The 17,670-nt window shown below is 69.4% G+C and carries 14 protein-coding genes; 6 read left to right on the top strand and 8 right to left on the bottom strand.

The window, feature by feature from the left end:
- Positions 1–23 precede the first annotated feature (23 nt).
- Together ACV7NL_RS07600 and nudC are read left to right on the top strand one after the other, a co-directional pair.
- Positions 24–440: an HIT domain-containing protein gene (locus ACV7NL_RS07600; RefSeq protein WP_247635020.1), complete on the top strand. Its 417-nt coding sequence runs from the start codon at positions 24–26 to the stop codon at positions 438–440.
- Between the two features lie 4 nt (positions 441–444).
- Positions 445–1,350 (top strand): NAD(+) diphosphatase, encoded by a 906-nt coding sequence (gene nudC / locus ACV7NL_RS07595; RefSeq protein WP_463355322.1) that lies wholly within the window; start codon positions 445–447, stop codon positions 1,348–1,350.
- Positions 1,351–1,362: 12 nt separating this feature from the next.
- Here nudC and ACV7NL_RS07590 read toward each other — a convergent pair whose 3' ends face one another.
- Positions 1,363–2,319: a D-2-hydroxyacid dehydrogenase family protein gene (locus tag ACV7NL_RS07590; RefSeq protein WP_463355321.1), complete on the bottom strand. Its 957-nt coding sequence runs from the start codon at positions 2,317–2,319 to the stop codon at positions 1,363–1,365.
- A gap of 168 nt (positions 2,320–2,487) precedes the next feature.
- On the opposite strand from ACV7NL_RS07590, the gene ACV7NL_RS07585 reads away from it, so the two are divergent.
- The 3 genes from ACV7NL_RS07585 to ACV7NL_RS07575 all read left to right on the top strand — a co-directional run bounded on the left by ACV7NL_RS07585 (position 2,488) and on the right by ACV7NL_RS07575 (position 7,480).
- Entirely contained in the window at positions 2,488–5,841 is a 3,354-nt protein-coding gene (locus ACV7NL_RS07585) for an error-prone DNA polymerase (protein ID WP_463355320.1), read from the top strand.
- A 167-nt stretch (positions 5,842–6,008) separates the two neighbouring features.
- Positions 6,009–6,977 (top strand): sensor histidine kinase, encoded by a 969-nt coding sequence (locus tag ACV7NL_RS07580; RefSeq protein ID WP_463357078.1) that lies wholly within the window; start codon positions 6,009–6,011, stop codon positions 6,975–6,977.
- 38 nt (positions 6,978–7,015) lie between these two features.
- A complete protein-coding gene (locus ACV7NL_RS07575; protein ID WP_463355319.1) occupies positions 7,016–7,480 on the top strand; it encodes a hypothetical protein in 465 nt (154 codons plus the stop codon).
- Between the two features lie 60 nt (positions 7,481–7,540).
- Here the strand turns inward: ACV7NL_RS07575 and ACV7NL_RS07570 are convergent, their stop codons facing one another.
- Complete coding sequence (locus ACV7NL_RS07570) at positions 7,541–8,080, bottom strand: formaldehyde-activating enzyme (RefSeq protein ID WP_463355318.1); 540 nt, start codon at positions 8,078–8,080, stop codon at positions 7,541–7,543.
- A gap of 214 nt (positions 8,081–8,294) precedes the next feature.
- On the opposite strand from ACV7NL_RS07570, the gene ACV7NL_RS07565 reads away from it, so the two are divergent.
- Positions 8,295–8,510 (top strand): hypothetical protein, encoded by a 216-nt coding sequence (locus tag ACV7NL_RS07565; protein WP_156376117.1) that lies wholly within the window; start codon positions 8,295–8,297, stop codon positions 8,508–8,510.
- Here the strand turns inward: ACV7NL_RS07565 and ACV7NL_RS07560 are convergent.
- From ACV7NL_RS07560 to ACV7NL_RS07535, 6 genes are all read right to left on the bottom strand, one after another.
- Positions 8,507–8,953, bottom strand: coding sequence for a hypothetical protein (locus ACV7NL_RS07560; protein ID WP_463355317.1), 447 nt, complete (start codon positions 8,951–8,953; stop codon positions 8,507–8,509). The genes ACV7NL_RS07565 and ACV7NL_RS07560 overlap by 4 nt on opposite strands.
- Positions 8,954–9,096: 143 nt before the next feature.
- Entirely contained in the window at positions 9,097–12,849 is a 3,753-nt protein-coding gene (gene metH, locus ACV7NL_RS07555) for a methionine synthase (RefSeq protein ID WP_247635027.1), read from the bottom strand.
- Positions 12,850–12,985: 136 nt separating this feature from the next.
- Complete coding sequence (gene metF / locus ACV7NL_RS07550) at positions 12,986–13,903, bottom strand: methylenetetrahydrofolate reductase [NAD(P)H] (protein ID WP_463355316.1); 918 nt, start codon at positions 13,901–13,903, stop codon at positions 12,986–12,988.
- Between the two features lie 76 nt (positions 13,904–13,979).
- Entirely contained in the window at positions 13,980–15,020 is a 1,041-nt protein-coding gene (locus ACV7NL_RS07545; protein WP_056179113.1) for an ArsR/SmtB family transcription factor, read from the bottom strand.
- 71 nt (positions 15,021–15,091) lie between these two features.
- Positions 15,092–16,012: an ROK family protein gene (locus ACV7NL_RS07540; protein WP_463357077.1), complete on the bottom strand. Its 921-nt coding sequence runs from the start codon at positions 16,010–16,012 to the stop codon at positions 15,092–15,094.
- Positions 16,013–16,065: 53 nt separating this feature from the next.
- Positions 16,066–17,457: a dicarboxylate/amino acid:cation symporter gene (locus ACV7NL_RS07535; protein ID WP_056179110.1), complete on the bottom strand. Its 1,392-nt coding sequence runs from the start codon at positions 17,455–17,457 to the stop codon at positions 16,066–16,068.
- Positions 17,458–17,670: the final 213 nt, after the last annotated feature.

Here is a 17,670-nt window from a genome sequence, read left to right as displayed (position 1 = left end):
GTTCCGCTCTACACCGCAACGGCATGGATACCGACTTCGCCCTCGACCCGCAGCTTGCTGCCGACACCGTGCATGTGGGCGACCTCGCCCTCTGCAGCGTCCTCCTCATGGATGATGCCCGCTTTCCCTGGTTGATCCTGGTGCCGCGCCGGGCCGGCGCCAGCGAGATCACGGATCTCGCGCCCGAGGAGGCCCGCAGCCTGATGGACGAGATGCGGATCGCCACCGGGGTGATGCTGGCCCTGGCCAAGCCCGACAAGGTGAATGTCGCCGCCCTCGGCAACGTGGTGGCACAGCTCCATGTCCACGTGATCGGGCGCTTCCACTCCGATCCGGCCTGGCCGAAACCCATCTGGGGCATCGGTACCGCGACCCCCTACCCCCATCATGCCCGCGCCCAGATGATCGACCGCATCGGCGCCCTGTTCGCGGCGGCCTGAAGCGATGAGCGACCCGCTGGCCCAGCTCGGCTACGTCCACAGCCGCCTCGTGCGCCACTCGGCCGAGAGCGCGGCGGCGATTCCCGACCTCGACGCTCCCGGTGCGCGCATCGTCGTGCTGGCCGGGGACCGCGTCGTGCTCGCGGGCGAGACGGCGCTTTTGGCGCCGGACACGGCGACCCGTCTGGGCACGCGCAGCCTGACGCTGTTCCTCGGCCGCCTCGATGGACACCCGGTCTTCGCCGCCGCCGTGCCGGCGGAGGTGGCCGAGGGCCTCGAGGCCGATCCGGAGTTCCGCACCAGCGACTTGCGCAGCCTCGCGGGCGAAGGCCGGATCGCCCCCCATGAACTCGGGCTCCTCGCTACGGCGAAGTCCCTGCTCGGCTGGCATGCGCGCCACGGCTTCTGCGCGAATTGCGGAACCCCGACGACCCTCGCGGCCGGCGGCTACCGCCGCGAATGCGCGGCCTGCGGCACGCACCACTTCCCCCGCACCGATCCCGTGGTGATCATGCTGATCACCCGGGGCGATGCCTGCCTGCTCGGACGCTCGCCGCGCTTCAACGAGGGCATGTATTCCTGCCTTGCCGGTTTCCTGGAGCCCGGCGAGACTGTGGAGGATGCCGTACGGCGAGAGACGTTCGAGGAGGTCGGCCTGACCATCGGGGCCGTACGCTACCACGCCTCGCAGCCCTGGCCCTTCCCGTCCTCGCTGATGATCGGCTGCGTTGCCGAAAGCCTCGACGACATCATCACAATCGACCCGGAGGAACTCGCCGACGCGCGCTGGTTCTCGCGGGCCGACGTCACCGCCATGCTGGACGGCCGCCATCCCGAGGGACTGACTGCGCCGCCCCCGCTGGCGATCGCCCACCTGCTGGTGCGGGCCTTCGTCGAGGAGCGGGCCTGAACCCGAGACCGTTCACGCGAGGACGCGGATCGGCGCGCCGTCGAGATAAGCCGAAATATCCTCAACGATTTCAGGGAAGTAGGTGCGATAGTTGCGCTCTGTGACGTAGCCGAGATGCGGCGTCGCCAGGACGTTGGGCAGGCGACGCCAGAGAGAATCCGGCGGCAGCGGCTCGGTCTCGAAGACGTCGAGGCCGGCGCCGGCGATGCGGTTCTCGCGCAACGCGGCGATCAGCGCGGCCTCGTCCACGATCGCGGCCCGGGACGTGTTGATGAGGTAGGCGTCAGGCCGCATCCGGCTCAAGGCCGCGGCGTCGACGAGGCCGCGGGTGCGGTCGCCGAGGACGAGGTGGATCGAGACCACGTCGCTGTCCTCCAGCAGCGCCTCCAGGGAGGGCGCCAGGGCGACGCCCTCGGTTGCGGCCCGGGCGGCCGTGAGGTTCTGGCTCCAGGCGCTGACCCGCATGCCGAAGGCCTGGCCGATCCGGGCGACGCGGGCGCCGGTCTTGCCGAGTCCCAGGAGGCCGAGGCGGCGACCCGCGAGATCACGGCCGACGCTGCTCTGCCACGGTCCGCCGCTCCGCAGCGCCTGCACCTCGGGCACGAGGTGGCGGGCGAGGCCGAGGATCAGCGCCCAGGTCAGTTCCACCGGCGGTTCGGGGTGACTGGCGGTGCCGCAGACCGTGACGCCGTGGGCGCGGGCGGCGGCGAGATCGATCGCGGCGTTGCGCATACCGCTGGTGACGAGGAGCTTCAGGCGCGGCAGCCGGGCGAACAGGTCGGCCGGAAAAGGCGTGCGCTCGCGCATCAGCACCACGATCTCGCAGTCCTGGATCGCATCGACCAACGCGTCCCGTATTTCGAAGGTCGCGTCGAGGTCGCGGAGTTTGACGCGGTCCAGCAGCCCCGACCAATCCGCCATCGTCGGGCCGACGCCCTGGTAGTCGTCGAGGATCGCGCAGGTCAGCATGGGACATCCTGTCTGGGGAGGATGGGGCTACGCCACGGCGGAACGCTTGGCCAGGGGGCAGCGAGGCTTTGACTCCGGCGCCCGAAACCGGCACCCCCGGGATCGAATATGATCACGATTCGTTCTCAAGCTTGAGACGGGTTCGGCGACGCGGGGGGAGCGAGCGAGATGGGGCCGACATCCGGGCCGCCGGCCTACGCCGAACTCGCGGTGACCACGAACTTCTCGTTCCTGCGCGGAGCTTCGTCCCCCGGCGAGATGGTGGGGCAGGCCGCCGAACTCGGGCTGCACGCCATCGGCATCGCCGACCGCAACACCCTGGCGGGGATCGTGCGGGGCCATGCCGAGGCGAAGCGGCGCCGGGCCGCCGGCGAACCCGGCATCCGCTTCCTGCCGGGCGTGCGGCTAGTGACCGAGGACGGCTTCGAGGTCGTCGCCTACCCAATGGACCGGGCCGCCTATGGCCGCCTGTGCCGGCTCCTGACCTTGGGCAACCGCCGCTCGGAGAAGGGCCAGTGCCGGTTCGGCTTTCCGGAGCTTCTGGAGGCCAGCGCGGGGCAGATGCTGATCGCGATTCCCCCGGAGGATCTTGCAGGGAGGAACCTCGTGGGCAAGGACCTCGACGACACGCATCCGTTCCTGGAGCGGCTGGCGGTGCTGGCGGACCAGGCGCCCGGCCGGGTCACCCTGGCGGGCAGCCACCGCCGGCGCGGCGACGAGCGCCGCCGCCTCGGGCAGCTCGCCGTCTGGGGGGACCGCCTCGGCGCGCCCCTGGTGGCGGTCTCGGACGCGCTCTACCACCACCCGGACCGGCGCCCCCTGCAGGATGTCGTGTCCTGCATTCGCGAGGGCTGCACCCTGAACGCGGCGGGCTACCGCCTGGAGGCCAATGCCGAGAGGCACCTGAGGCCCGCCGATGCGATGGCCCGCCTGTTCGCCGACCATCCCGAGGCCCTGGCCCGCACGATCGAGATCGCCGAGACCTGCGACTTCTCCCTGGACGAACTGACCTATGAATATCCCGACGAGCCGGTGCCGCCGGGCTTCACCGCTCAGGCCTACCTCAGAGATCAGGTGATGAAGCGCGCCCAATGGCGCTATCCCGATGGCATTCCAGAACAAATCACGAACACGATCGAAGACGAGCTGCGCCTGATCCACAAGATGAACTACGCGCGCTACTTCCTCACCCTGTTCGACATCGTCGAATTCGCGCGCAAGCGCGGCATCCTGTGCCAGGGGCGCGGCTCGGCGGCCAATTCCGTGGTCTGCTACTGCCTGGGCATCACGGCGGTCGACCCCACCGAGATCCGGCTGCTGTTCGCCCGCTTCATCTCGGAGAACCGGGCCGAGCCCCCCGACATCGACGTGGATTTCGAGCACGAGCGCCGCGAGGAGGTGATCCAGTACCTCTACGACCGCTACGGCCGCGACCGGGCCGCGATCTGCGCCACGGTGATCCATTACCGCCCGCGCAGCGCCATCCGGGAGGTCGGCAAGGTCCTCGGCCTGCCCCCCGACATCACCGGCGTGATGGCCGACACGGTCTGGGGCTCCTGGGGCAAGGATCTGCCGGACGCGCATATCCGGCAGGCCGGGCTCGACCCGGACAATCCGCGGATCCGGCAGGCGCTGGAACTCGCCCATGCGCTGATCGGCTTCCCGCGCCACCTGTCGCAGCACGTGGGCGGCTTCGTGCTGACGCGCGGGCGCCTGGACGAGACCGTGCCGGTGGGCAACGGCGCCATGGCGGACCGCACCTTCATCGAGTGGGACAAGGACGACATTGACGTCCTCGGCCTGATGAAGGTCGATGTGCTGGCCCTGGGCATGCTGAGCTGCCTGCGCCGGGGCGTGGATTTCCTGGCGCGCGCGTACGGCCACGACTACCCGACGCTGGCCGACCTGCCGCGCGAGGACCCCGCCACCTACGCGATGCTGGCCCGGGCCGATTCGGTCGGCGTGTTCCAGGTCGAGAGCCGGGCGCAGATGTCGATGCTGCCGCGCCTGAAGCCGCGGGAATTCTACGATCTGGTGGTCCAGGTGGCGATCGTGCGGCCGGGTCCGATCCAGGGCGACATGGTCCATCCCTACCTGCGCCGGCGCCAGGGGATCGAGCCGGTGGAGTACCCCTCGCCCCATCCCGACCATGGGCCGGCCAACGAACTCGAAAGCGTACTCCGGCGGACCTACGGGGTGCCCCTGTTCCAGGAGCACGCCATGCAGATCGCCATCACGGCCGCCGGCTTCGAGCCGCACGAGGCCGACGGCCTGCGCCGGGCCATGGCGACCTTCCGGCACAACGGCCAGATCGTGAACTTCCGCACGAAGTTCGTCGAGGGCATGGTGGCCCGCGGCTATCCGCGCGACTTCACCGAGCGCTGCTTCAAGCAGATCGAGGGGTTTTCCACCTACGGCTTCCCGGAGAGCCACGCGGCGAGCTTCGCCCTGCTGGTCTACGCCTCGGCCTGGATGAAGTGCCGGCACCCGGACGTCTTCCTGGCGGCGATCCTGAACTCCCAGCCGATGGGCTTCTACCAGCCGGCGCAGCTGGTGCGCGACGCCCGCGCCCACGGGGTCGAGGTGCGCGGCATCGACGTCAATGCCAGCGACTGGGACTGCACCCTGGAGCCCGCCTCGGAGCCGCCGCCCCCCGGTGTCGAGCGGCGCTTCGCCGTGCGCCTCGGCCTGCGCCAGGTGAGCGGGGTGCCGCAGGCCGCCATGCACCGCCTCGTCGCCCTGCGGGGCAATGGCTACGCCAGCATCGAGGGCCTGCAGGCGGCCCTGGCGCTGCCCCGCAACGCCCTGGAGCGGCTGGCGGAGGCGGATGCGTTCCGCTCTCTCGACCTCGACCGGCGGGCCGCCCTCTGGGCGGTGCGGACCCTGGAGGGCACCTCGGCCCGCAAGGCCGCCCTGCGGGCGGGCGGGGACCGGCGGGCGCACCTCCTCGACACGCCGATGCCGCTCTTCGCCTTCCACGCCGATGACGGGCTGTTCCGGGCCGAGCCCGCCGTGGCCCTGCCCGCCCTGGAGGCCTCCGAGCACGTGGCCGAGGATTACGCCGCCACCGGCCTGTCGCTGAAGGGCCACCCGGTGGCGTTCTTCCGGGAGCGCCTGGCCCGCATCGGCGCGATCCCGGCCCGCGACCACCACGACGGCACCCGCGTGGCCCACAACGCCCGGGTCACGGTGGCGGGGCTCGTGCTCACCCGGCAGCGGCCGGGCACGGCGCGCGGCACGGTGTTCCTGACCCTGGAGGACGAGACCGGCATCGCCAACGTCATCGTCTGGCGCGACGTGTTCGAGGCCAACCGCGCCGTCGCCATGGGGGGGCGCTTCCTCGCGGTGCGGGGCCGGGTGCAGCGCCAGGGCCTCGTGGTCCACCTGCTGGCCGAGCGCTTCCGCGATCTCTCGCCGGCGTTGCGCGACCTGCGGGCGGGCGGCCTGCGCCTGCCGCCCGAGACCACGGATTTCGGGGCGCCCGAAGATCGACGAATTTACCGCAGCCGCGATTTCCATTGAGGCTAAATCACGACTGTCGCCCCGGCCCGCTGGTCAGCCGACGCCGGCCCCAGTAAATCTGGTGCGATTCCAAAGAGACGACGACGCTGCCCCAATTTTCGACCCGCACCTCAAAGAGTCCGGTCTCATGGTGGAAAGGCTGGCAGGCCGTCCACGCGACCGAGCGCCTGCGCGCGCGCGTTTGGCTCGGCGAGGGCGCCGCACTGGCTGCCTCGGCCCTGGCCCTGGCCCTGCGCTTCGCCCTCGACGACGTGCTGCCGCCGGGCTTTCCCTACCTGACCTTCTTCCCGGCCGTCATCCTGACGACCTTCTTCTTCGGCCTGCGGCCCGGCATCACCTGCGCGATCCTGAGCGGTCTGGCCGCCTGGTACTTCTTCATTCCGCCTGACACCGGCTTCATCCTCGACGGGCCGAGCGCCCTGGCCCTGACCTTCTATGCCTTCATCGTCACGGTCGACATCGCGCTGATCCACATCATGCACCGGGCGGGCGAGCGGCTGCGCACCGAGCAGGCAGTGACGGCGGGGCTCTACGAGCAGCAGCGCACCATGTTCCAGGAGCTGCAGCACCGGGTCGCCAACAACATGCAGTTCGTGGCGGCCCTTCTGACGCTGCAGAAGCGCAAGGTCGGCGACGACCCGAAGGCGGCGCTGACCGCCCTCGACGAGGCTCGGGTGCGGCTCGAAACGATATCGCGCATCCACCGCCGCCTCTACGATCCGAGCAGCATCGAGGGCCCGGTCGGCCAGTATCTCAAGGAACTCTGCGCCGACCTCCTCGATGCCACGGGGGCACAGAACATCGTCTGCCTGGTGGACATGCCCCCGGTGCGGCTCGACCTGTCCCAGCTCACCACCCTGTCGTTGCTCGTGGTCGAGTTGGTGACCAACGCCCTGAAGCACGCCTTCCCGGACGGGCGGCGCGGCACCATCACGATCCAGATCGAACGGCTCGATCCCGAGCGCCTGCAGCTGACCATCGCGGATGACGGGCGCGGCATGCCGGCGAACTTCGACCCGGAGACCAGCCGCAGCCTCGGCTTCCGCATCGCGCAGGGCCTCGCCGGGCAGCTCGGCGGGCAGCTCGATTACAGCAATGCGGGCGGCACCGTGGTCCGCCTCGCTTTCGCGGCTTGAACGCCCCTCACGCCGTCCCGGACAGCCGGAGCCCAGCCATGCGACCGCCCAGCGTCCCCCTGCTCCTCAGCGCGTTCTGGCTCGTCGTGAGCCTTGGCAGTTCCGGCCCCGCGCGGGCCGACGATTGCGACGGCCTCGCCGGCCGCATCGCCGGCGCCATGAGCGGCAAGGTCGGCCGGCGGACCGGCCCCAGCATCGACATCCGCGTTCCCGGCGGACTCAAGCTCGACCTGACCTGCCGGGCCGAGCCCATCGTGCAGGCGGCTTCGGCCGAACCGACGCCCTCGGCGGCCTATTTCGCCGACCTCGCCCTGGCGGCCGAGATCGTGATCGGCGAAAGCGCCGGCGCGGTCCAGGCGGCCATTGGCACGGCGCATGCCACCGCCCTCAAGGAGCGGCGCAAATCCTTCATCCAGCAGAACGGATGGTCGGCGAGCTGCTACACCGACACCAGCGGCTCGATCCGGACCCTGTGCTCGGTGGGACGGATTCCGCCGGGGTGACCCCCCTCGGGAGGCGCGGATCAGCCGAGACCCGCACCCCGTCGTCAATCCCAGCGCAGATCAGTACTCGATCACGTCTTCCAGGGCGTAGTGCTTCACCGTCTTCCGGTTGGCGATGAGCTCGTCGATGGTGGGCTCACCCCGCATGGCGCGGCCGATGGCGAGCTTCGTCGCCTCGTAATTGGTGCGGTAGAGGTCCTTCTGGTCGAGGTTGGCGTCGTCGGCGCAGCGCGGGTCGAGCCAGATCATGATGATCATGCACAGGTCGTCGAGGCCGTCCTTCGGCAGCACGCCCTTGATCACGCAGTCGATGATCGCGTCGCCGGTGGCGGCCTGGACCACGCCGCCGAGAAGCTCGACATAGGCGGCCGTGTGGATCGTCGCCTTGGTGGTCATCATGGTGGCCGGGCGCACGAGCTGGTTGAGGTCGCGCACCACGAACATCCGGGTGTGGCCCTGGACCTGGCCCATCATGCCGGCGAAGGCCTGGCCGGCCGGACCGCGGGTGGAGCCGATCAGGACCTCGGGCATCGCATCGGTGTATTGCCCGTCCGCCGCGAGCACGGTGGCCTCCCCGGTACGGAACCAGATCTCGGACATGGGGTCTTCCTCCAACGAATGATGCTCGGGCCCGGTCTTCGGGCCGCGTCGGGGCGCACAAACACCAGGGGGCGGCACGGCGTCAATCGAGGCCGCCCGATCTCTCCCGCCCGGATGCTCTTAACCGCGCCCCTGGCCTCGCGCCGCGGGATCGGTCATGCAGGAGCGCCGCCGACCGGGAGAGTCGACGGCGGGGAAGAGGCGCGTGAACCCGATGAGTACGGAACGGGACTGGAGCGTGGCGGTGGCGGCCGCGCCGGACGGGGTGCGGATCGAGATCGGCCTGCCCGACCTCGACGGACGGCCCGTCACGGCGATCCTGGCCCTAGACCGGGAGGAGGCCCGCACCCTGGCCCGCGCGCTGCTCGCAGCCTCCGGCGACGCGATGGAGCGGACGTTTCCGCGCGCTCCCGGATCGGCCGAAGGTTAGAGACCGACGCGGTTGCTGCGGCCCGGCAGCCGCGGCACCTTGGCGTCGCGGGCCTCGATCGGCGCCGCGCAGGTGTAGCTGAACTCGGTCTGCAGGTCGGTGAACACGGTCTCACCGCTGATCCGGCAATCTTCGCGCGCCGTCTCGTTGAGGTAGGTCCGGGCCGCCTCGCGGAAGCGCTTGACCCGGGTCAGGCCCGGATCGCCGCCGACGAACGCATCGTCGATGCCGCAGCCGGTGGTCTCGCGCAGGGTGTTGGACACGATCAGCATCTTGCGGACCCGGCGCTGGTCGTAGACCTCGTAGGGGTCCTTGCAGCCGATGGTCACGACCTGGGGCGTCAGGCTGACATAGGTCTTCGAGATATAGGCGAAGCCGGTGCAGCCCGAGGCGATGAGCCCGAGCGCGACGATGGCGACGAGGGAGCCGGTGAGCCGGTACACGATTCAGGCGCCCTTCGCTGGTCTCGGGTCATGGTTGAGCCGGACCGGCATTGAAGCGCAGGCGGGCCCACGGTCAAGCCTCGCCCGGCCACATCCCGGTGTGATTCGATCCCGCCCCGGATTCCGGGACGGGATCGGGCGCCCTACTCCGCGGCGGCGGCGAGGTAGCGGGCCGGATCGTAGTTGAGGATCGGGCCGAGCCAGCGCTCGACCTCGCGCACATCCATGCCCTTGCGCACGGCATAATCCTCGACCTGGTCGCGCTCGACCTTGGCGACGCCGAAGTAATGCGAGTCCGGGTGGGCGATGTAGAGGCCCGACACCGAGGAGCCCGGCCACATGGCGTAGGACTCGGTGAGCTTCACGCCGATGCGCGACTCGGCCTTGAGCAGGTCGAACAGCGTGACCTTCTCGGTGTGATCGGGCTGCGAGGGATAACCGGGGGCGGGACGGATACCGGCATATTCCTCGCGCACGAGGTCTTCCGGCGCATACGTCTCGTCGGCGGCATAGCCCCAGAATTCGCGACGCACGCGCTCGTGCATGCGCTCGGCCAGGGCCTCGGCGATGCGGTCGGCCAGGGCCTTGACCAGGATCGAGCGGTAATCGTCGTTGGCCCGCTCGAAGCGCTCGGCGATACGCACCTCCTCCAGGCCGGCCGTGACCACGAAGCCGCCGACGTAATCGGCGATGCCGGTCTCGGCAGGCGCGACGAAGTCGGACAGGCAGGTGTTCGCACGCCCGTCACGCTTGCTCAGCTGCTGGCGCAGGCCGAAGAAGGTCGCGAGTTTCTCCGACCGGCTCTCGCCGGTGAACAGGGTGATGTCGTCGCCGACCGCGTTCGCCGGCCAGAAGCCGATGACCGCCTTCGGGTTGAACCAGCGCTCGGACACGATCTGGGCCAGCATCTCCTGCGCGTCGTCGAACAGCGCCTTGGCGGCCGGACCCTGATTGGGGTCCTCGAAGATCGCCGGGTAGCGGCCCTTGAACTCGTAGGTCTGCAGGAACGGCGTCCAGTCGATGTAGGGCACGAGATCGGCGACCTCGTAGGAGGAGTAGACCCGCGTGCCGGTGAAGCTGGGCTTCCGGGGCTGGTAGCCCGACCAGTCGATCCGGAACGGGTTGGCGCGGGCCTTGGCCAGCGGCAGGCGCTGCTTGTCGAGTTCGGAGCGCGCATGCGCGTCCGAGACCTTGCGGTACTCGGCCCGGATGTTGGCGATGGTGGTGTCCCGCGTCTCCTTGGAGAGCAGGCTGGAGACCACGCCGACGGCGCGGCTCGCATCGGTGACGTAGACGGTCTGGCCCCGGTTGTACGAGGGGTGGATCTTCACCGCCGTGTGGACGCGGCTGGTGGTGGCGCCGCCGATGAGGAGCGGCACGTCGAAGCCTTCGCGCTCCATCTCGGCCGCGACGTGGACCATCTCGTCCAGCGACGGGGTGATGAGGCCGGACAGGCCGACGATGTCGACGTTCTCCTTGCGCGCGACGTCGAGGATCTTGGCCGCCGGCACCATCACGCCGAGGTCGATGATCTCGTAGTTGTTGCAGGCCAGCACGACGCCGACGATGTTCTTGCCGATGTCGTGGACGTCGCCCTTCACGGTCGCCATCAGGATCTTGCCGGCGGCCTGGCGCTTGCCGTCACCGCCATTGGCGAGCTTCTCCGCCTCCATGAACGGCTCGAGATAAGCCACGGCCTGCTTCATCACGCGGGCGGACTTCACCACCTGCGGCAGGAACATCTTGCCTGAGCCGAACAGGTCGCCGACCACGTTCATGCCGGCCATCAGCGGCCCTTCGATGACGTGGAGCGGACGTTCGACGCCGAGGCGGGCTTCCTCCGTATCGGCGACGACGAACTCGGTGATGCCGTTGACCAGGGCGTGCTCCAGGCGCTTCTGCACCGGCGCCTCGCGCCAGGACAGGTCGGCGGTCTTGGCCTGGACGCCGCCGCCGGACTTGAAGCGCTCGGCCGCCTCCAGCAGGCGGTCGGTGGAATCGTCGCGGCGGTTGAGGACGACGTCCTCGCAGAGCTCGCGCAGTTCGGCCGGAAGCTCGGCGTAGATCGCGAGCTGGCCGGCATTCACGATGCCCATGTCCATGCCGACCTGGATCGCGTGATACAGGAACACCGCGTGCATGGCCTCGCGCACCGGCTCGTTGCCCCGGAAGGCGAAGCTGAGATTCGAGATGCCGCCCGAGATGTGGGCGTGGGGCAGGGTCTCGCGGATGGTCTTGGTCGCCTCGATGAAGGCGACGCCGTAGCCGTTATGCTCCTCGATGCCGGTGGCGACGGCGAACACGTTCGGATCGAAGATGATGTCTTCCGGCGGAAAGCCGATCTGCTCGGTGAGGACCTTGTAGGCCTTGGTGCAGATCTCGACCTTGCGCTCGTAGCTGTCGGCCTGACCCTGCTCGTCGAACGCCATCACCACCACGGCGGCGCCGTAGGAGCGGCACACCTTGGCGTCGCTGATGAACTTCTCGACGCCCTCCTTCATGGAGATCGAGTTCACGATCGCCTTGCCCTGGACGCACTTGAGCCCGGCCTCGATGACGTGGAACTTCGAGGAATCGATCATCACCGGCACGCGGGCGATGTCGGGCTCGGCGGCGACGAGGTTGAGGAACTCGACCATCGCCTTCTCGGAATCGAGCAGGCCCTCGTCCATGTTGATGTCGATGATGCTGGCGCCCGCCGCCACCTGATCGCGGGCGACGTCGAGGGCCGCCGCGTAATCGCCGGCGGTGATCAGCTTCCTGAACTTGGCCGAGCCGGTGACGTTGGTGCGCTCCCCGACGTTCACGAAGGGGATCTCCTTCGTCAGGGTGAACGGCTCCAGGCCCGACAGGCGCATCAGGCGGGGCACCTCGGGGATGGCACGGGGCTTCACGCCCTCCACGGCCTGCGCGATGGCGCGGATGTGATCCGGGGTGGTGCCGCAGCAGCCGCCGACCATGTTGACGAGGCCGGCGGTGGCGAACTCGCCCACCAGCTTGCCCATGGCCTCGGGGCTCTCGTCGTAGAGGCCGAACTCATTGGGCAGGCCCGCATTCGGATAGGCGCAGACCAGGGTGTCGGCGATGCGCGACAGTTCCGAGATGTGGCCGCGCATCTCCTTGGCGCCGAGCGCGCAGTTCAGCCCGATGGTGAGCGGGCTGGCATGGCGCAGGGCATTCCAGAACGCCTCCGGCGTCTGGCCCGAGAGCGTCCGGCCGGACAGGTCGGTGATGGTGCCCGAGATCATGATCGGCAGGACCATGTCCCGCTCCTCGAACACCGCCCAGGCCGCCGCCACGGCCGCCTTGGCGTTGAGGGTGTCGAAGATGGTCTCGATCAGGATCAGCTCGGCGCCGCCATCCATCAGGCCGCGGACCTGCTCGATATAGGCCTGCTTGACTTGATCGAAGGTCACGGCCCGGTAGCCCGGATTGTTGACGTCCGGCGAGATCGACAGGGTGCGGTTGGTCGGGCCGATGGCGCCGGCCACGAAGCGGCGGCGGCCGTCCTGCTCTTCGGCGAGCTTGGCGGCCTCGCGGGCGAGGCGCGCGCCCTCGGCGTTCAGTTCGTGGATGATCGATTCCATGCCGTAATCGGCCTGGGCAATGGTGGTGCCCGAGAAGGTGTTGGTCTCGCAGACGTCGGCGCCGGCCAGGAAGTAGTCGAGGTGGATCTGCCGGATCGCGTCGGGCTGGGTCAGGATCAGAAGGTCGTTGTTGCCCTTCTGGTCGTGGCCGTGATCGGGAAAGCGCGTGCCGCGAAAATCCGCTTCGCCGTAGCCGAGGCGCTGGATCACCGTGCCCATCGCCCCGTCGAGGACGAGGATTTTTTCCGCCGCCCGCTGACGCAGGGCCGCTTCGATCTCTTTTCCGTCAACGGGGCGCAGGTCGGTCATGGGCTTCTCACGCGTCAATCCGGGTTCGTGGAACCCGGAATCCGGAACCGCGACGGGTCCGGACAGTGAACTTCGATGGAGTCGGCGACTCTTGAGTCCCGGGCGTGCCGATCGGCGCGCCCGGGACAAGGGATGGTCAGGCGGCCTTCGCCACCGACTTCGGGGCCTGGGACCGCAGGCCGAGCACGTGGCAGATGGCGTAGACGAGGTCGGAGCGGTTCATCGAGTAGAAGTGGAAGTCGTTGACGCCGTGGTCGACGAGATCGAGCACCTGCTCGGCCGCCACCGCCGCCGCCACGAGGCGCCGGGTCTCGACGTCGTTGTCCAGGCCCTCGAACCGGGCTGCGAGCCAGTACGGCACCGAGGCGCCGGTGCGGCGGGCGAAGTTCGCCGCCTGCTTGAAGTTCTGCACCGGCAGGATGCCGGGGATGATCGGGATATCGATGCCGGCGGCCCGCACCTTGTCGACGTAGCGCAGATAGATGTCGTTCTCGAAGAAGAACTGCGTGATCGCCTGATCGGCGCCGGCATCAACCTTGGCCTTCAGGGCATCGATGTCGGCATCGAGCGAGGAAGCCTCCGGGTGCTTCTCGGGGTAGGCCGAGACCGAGACCTTGAAGTCGCCGATGCGCTTGATGCCGGCCACGAGGTCGGCGGTCTGGGCATAGCCGCCCGGATGCGGCCGGTAGGCGGTGCCGACGCCGTCCTGCGGATCGCCGCGCAGGGCCACGATGTGGCGCACGCCGGCATCCCAGTAGGATTGCACGACCGCGTCGATCTCCTCGCGGGTGGCGTCGACGCAGGTCAGGTGGGCGGCCGGCTGAAGAGAGGTCTCCTTGACCATCCGGGCGACGGTGTTGTGCGTGCGCTCGCGGGTCGAGCCGCCGGCGCCGTAGGTCACCGAGACGAATTTCGGCTGGAGCGGCGCGAGGCGCTCGATCGAGGACCACAGGATCTTCTCCATCTCCTCGGTCTTCGGCGGGAAGAACTCGATGGAGACGCGGATCGGACGGTAGCCGTCGCGGCTGGCGCGATGGTGGGAGGCGGAAGGCATCGGGTTCGTCCTCTATGTCGGTCGGTTCAGACGGTCTGCGAAACGAGAGCAGGATCGGGATCTGCGGGGGACGCCCTCAGGCGACGGCCCGTTCCTGAAGGATTTTTTCCGGAGCGGGACGGGGTGGCGCCGCGGCCATCTCGGCGGCGTTGGTGGCGAGCCACAGCGTCACGGTCAACTGGTCCTCGACCTCGCCGGTGGGGGCGAGATCGCGGGTGGTCACGGTGGGCAGGCCGGCATCGTTGAGCCAGCCCGTCACCTGCTCGGGCGCGAAGCCGAGGCGCCGATGGGCCTGGGCCTCGCGCAGGAATTCGAGATCGTGGGGGGCGAAATCCACCACCAGGAGGCGGCCGCCCGGGGCGACGAGGCGCGCGGCCTCGCGCAGGGCGCGGGCCGGATCGTCGAGATAGTGCAGCACCTGATGCACCAGCACGAGATCGAAGCCGCCGCGCCCGAAGGGCGGCGCGTGGATGTCGCCCTGGCGCAGATCGACCCGCGACAGGCCCATGCGCTCCAGGTTGGCCCGCGCCACCGACAGCATGGCGTGGTTGGAATCGAGGCCGACGGCCCGGGCGGCGCGGCCGGCCAGCAGGCCGAGCATCCGGCCGGTGCCGGTGCCGAGATCGATGAGGTGGCCGATCGGACGATCGCCCAGCGCGTCGAGGACGGCGGCCTCGACGGTGGCTTCCGGCACGTGCAGCGAGCGCAGGCGATCCCATTTCGGCGCCAGCCGGGCGAAGAACGCCTGGGCCGTCTCGGCCCGCTGCGCCCGCACCGCCTCGAGACGGGCGAAATCCTCGGACAGGGGCGGATGCGCCGCATCGAGGCCCGCGATCAGCGGCTCGACGAGGCCGGCGCGCTCTTCCACCAGGCGAAAGAAGGCCCAGGCCCCCTCGCGGTGCCGATCGACCAGCCCGGCCTCGACCAGCAGTTTCAGGTGGCGCGAGATCCGCGGCTGCGACTGGCCCAGAATGTCGGTGAGGTCCGAGACCGACAATTCGCCGGCGGCCAGCAGGGCCAGGATGCGCAGGCGCGTCTCCTCGGCGGCGGCACGCAGGATGGCCAGCGCATCGCCGAAGGGCAGGACAGGTCCGTCTTGAGATCCCGAGTTAGACATAAAGATATCTTTATGTGAAACCGGGCGCCGTGACAAGCGCCTCGGGGCCATCGTGATATCGGGATCGCCGCTCAGGCCCCCGGCAGGCCGGCGGGTCCGTCGTTCCACAGCCACGCGGCGCCCCGGACCCCGGAGGCATCGCCGTGCCGGCTGGCGACGATGGGGGTGTCGAAGGCATCGGAGAAGACATGCGGCGCGACCCGTTCGGGCAAGCCGGCAAGGATTTCGGGCACCCGTGAGAGACCGCCGCCGATGACGACGATGTCGGGGTCGATCAGGTTGATGCCCTGGGCGATGCCGCGCCCGAGCCGGTCGAGGTAGCGGGCGATCGTCGCGTCCGCCGCCGCATCGCCGGCGCGCAGGGCGGCGATCACCGCCTCGCCGCCGATCGGCGTTCCTGTGCGGCGGGCATGGTCGGCGGCCAGGCCCGGGCCGGACACCCAGGTTTCGAGACAGCCGTGGCGGCCGCAATAGCAGGTGGGGCCGGGGCGCTCGTCGTCGCGCGGCGCCGGCAGCGGGTTGTGGCCCCACTCCCCGGCGATGCGGCCGCGCCCGGACAGAGCACGGCCCGCGATCGCGATTCCGGAGCCGACGCCGGTGCCGAGGATCAGGGCCCACACGGTGCCGAGCCCGGCCCCCGCCCCATCGACGGCCTCGGACACCGCGAGGCAATTGGCGTCGTTCTCGACGCGGACGGGCCGGCGCAGGACGCGCTCGAGATCTCCGGCGAACGGCTGACCGTTCAGCCAGACCGAATTGGCGTTCTTGACGAGGCCGGTGCGGGGCAAGACCGCCCCCGGCATGCCGATGCCCACCGTGCCCGCGCATCCCGCCGCGCGCTCCAGCGACGCCACGAGGTCGGCGATGGCACCGAGCGTCCCCGCGTAATCGTCCCGGGGCGTCGCGACCCGCTGCTCGGCCCGGGTTGCGCCCCGTTCATCGAGGGCGATCCCGGCGATCTTGGTGCCGCCGAGATCGATGCCGATGCGCAGGCGCGCCGGCCGTGATGGGTCGGACGAAGCGCGGCCGGACAGAACCGGCCCCGTCAGCGGGCCGGAGCCGGGATCGGCGCCGCACCGTCGACATCCATGTTCGGCGCATGGTCCGAAATGTCGGTGCCGATCGAGACCGGGTGCTCCATGACCTGGCGCAGCTTGACCTGATCCAGCTCGCCCTCCCAGCGGCTGACCACCACGGTGGCGACGCCGTTCCCGATCAGGTTGGTGATGGCTCGGCACTCCGACATGAACTTATCGACGCCGAGGATCAGGGTCATGGCCGCCACCGGGACCGGGTTGTTGGGAATGGCGCTCAGGGTCGCCGCCAGGGTGATGAAGCCCGCCCCGGTGACGCCGGACGCCCCCTTCGAGGTCAGCATCGCGACCAGGATGATGGTGGCGTACTGGGCGAAGGACAGGTCCGCGCCCACGGCCTGGGCCAGGAACAGCGTCGCCAGCGTCATGTAGATGTTGGTGCCGTCGAGGTTGAACGAGTAGCCCGTCGGGATCACGAGGCCGACCACCGAGTCGGAGGCACCGAGGCGGCGCATCTTCGTCATCATGTGGGGCAGCACCGTCTCGGAGGACGAGGTGCCGAGCACGATGAGCAGCTCGTCCTTGATGTAGGCGAGGAACTTGAAGATCGAGAAGCCGGCGACGCGGGCGATGCCGCCGAGCACCACCACCACGAACAGGAAGGCGGTGACGTAGAAGGTGCCGACGAGCCAGGCGAGATCGATCACCTTGCCGATGCCGTACTGGCCGATGGTGAAGGCCATGGCGCCGAAGGCGCCGATGGGCGCCAGCTTCACCACGAGGCCGATGATGCGGAAGAAAATCTGCCCGGCCGTGTCGATGGCGTGGGTGATGGCCTCGCCGCGCTGGCCCATGCCGGTGACGACGACGCCGGTGAGGATCGAGATCAGCAGAACCTGGAGCAGGTCGCCAGTGGCGAAGGCGTCGAAGAAGCTCTTCGGGATCAGCGCCATGATGTGGCTGGTCACCGAATCGTTGGCCGCCAGCTTGGCGTATTTCTCGACCGCCCCGGCATCGAGCTTGGTCACGTCGGCATTGAAGCCCGCGCCGGGCTTGACCACCTCGCCGACCAGGATGCCGATGAGGAGCGCGACGGTGGAGACCACCTCGAAGTAGACCAGCGCCTTCAGGCCGACGCGGCCGACCTTCTTCAGGTCACCGATCGAGGCGATGCCGTGCACGATGGTACAGAAGATGATCGGCGCGATCATCATCTTGATCAGCGCGATGAAGGCGTCGCCCAACCACTTGACCGACTTGCCCCATTCCGGATTGAGCCAGCCGAGAAGGATGCCGAGCGCGATGGCGATCAGCACCTGGATGTAGAGAACCTTGTACCAGGGCTCCTTGTGGGTGCGGGGCGCGCTGGCTGCAGCCGCTCCGTGTGTCGTCACCTGGGCCATGATCCCTCCCGCTGCGCGCCGCGCAACCCATTGATTGTTAATCCCGACGCTAGCCAGTTTATTCGCGCCGCTCAATCGCGGGGCCAGGCGTCGAATGACAATTCGCGAGCCGTCACACGGACTTCGCGGGCACCTGTGGGACGCCTCCCTCGCTCCGCCGCCGGCCTGCCCTCAGTCTCCCCCGTCCGCGCACGCACGCGAAACCCGCCCCCG

It is taken from the genome of Methylobacterium sp. Ger2507 (assembly GCF_055231875.1).
The sequence above is the reverse complement of the archived record's forward strand: the minus strand, read 5'-3'. Positions and strand labels throughout refer to the sequence as shown.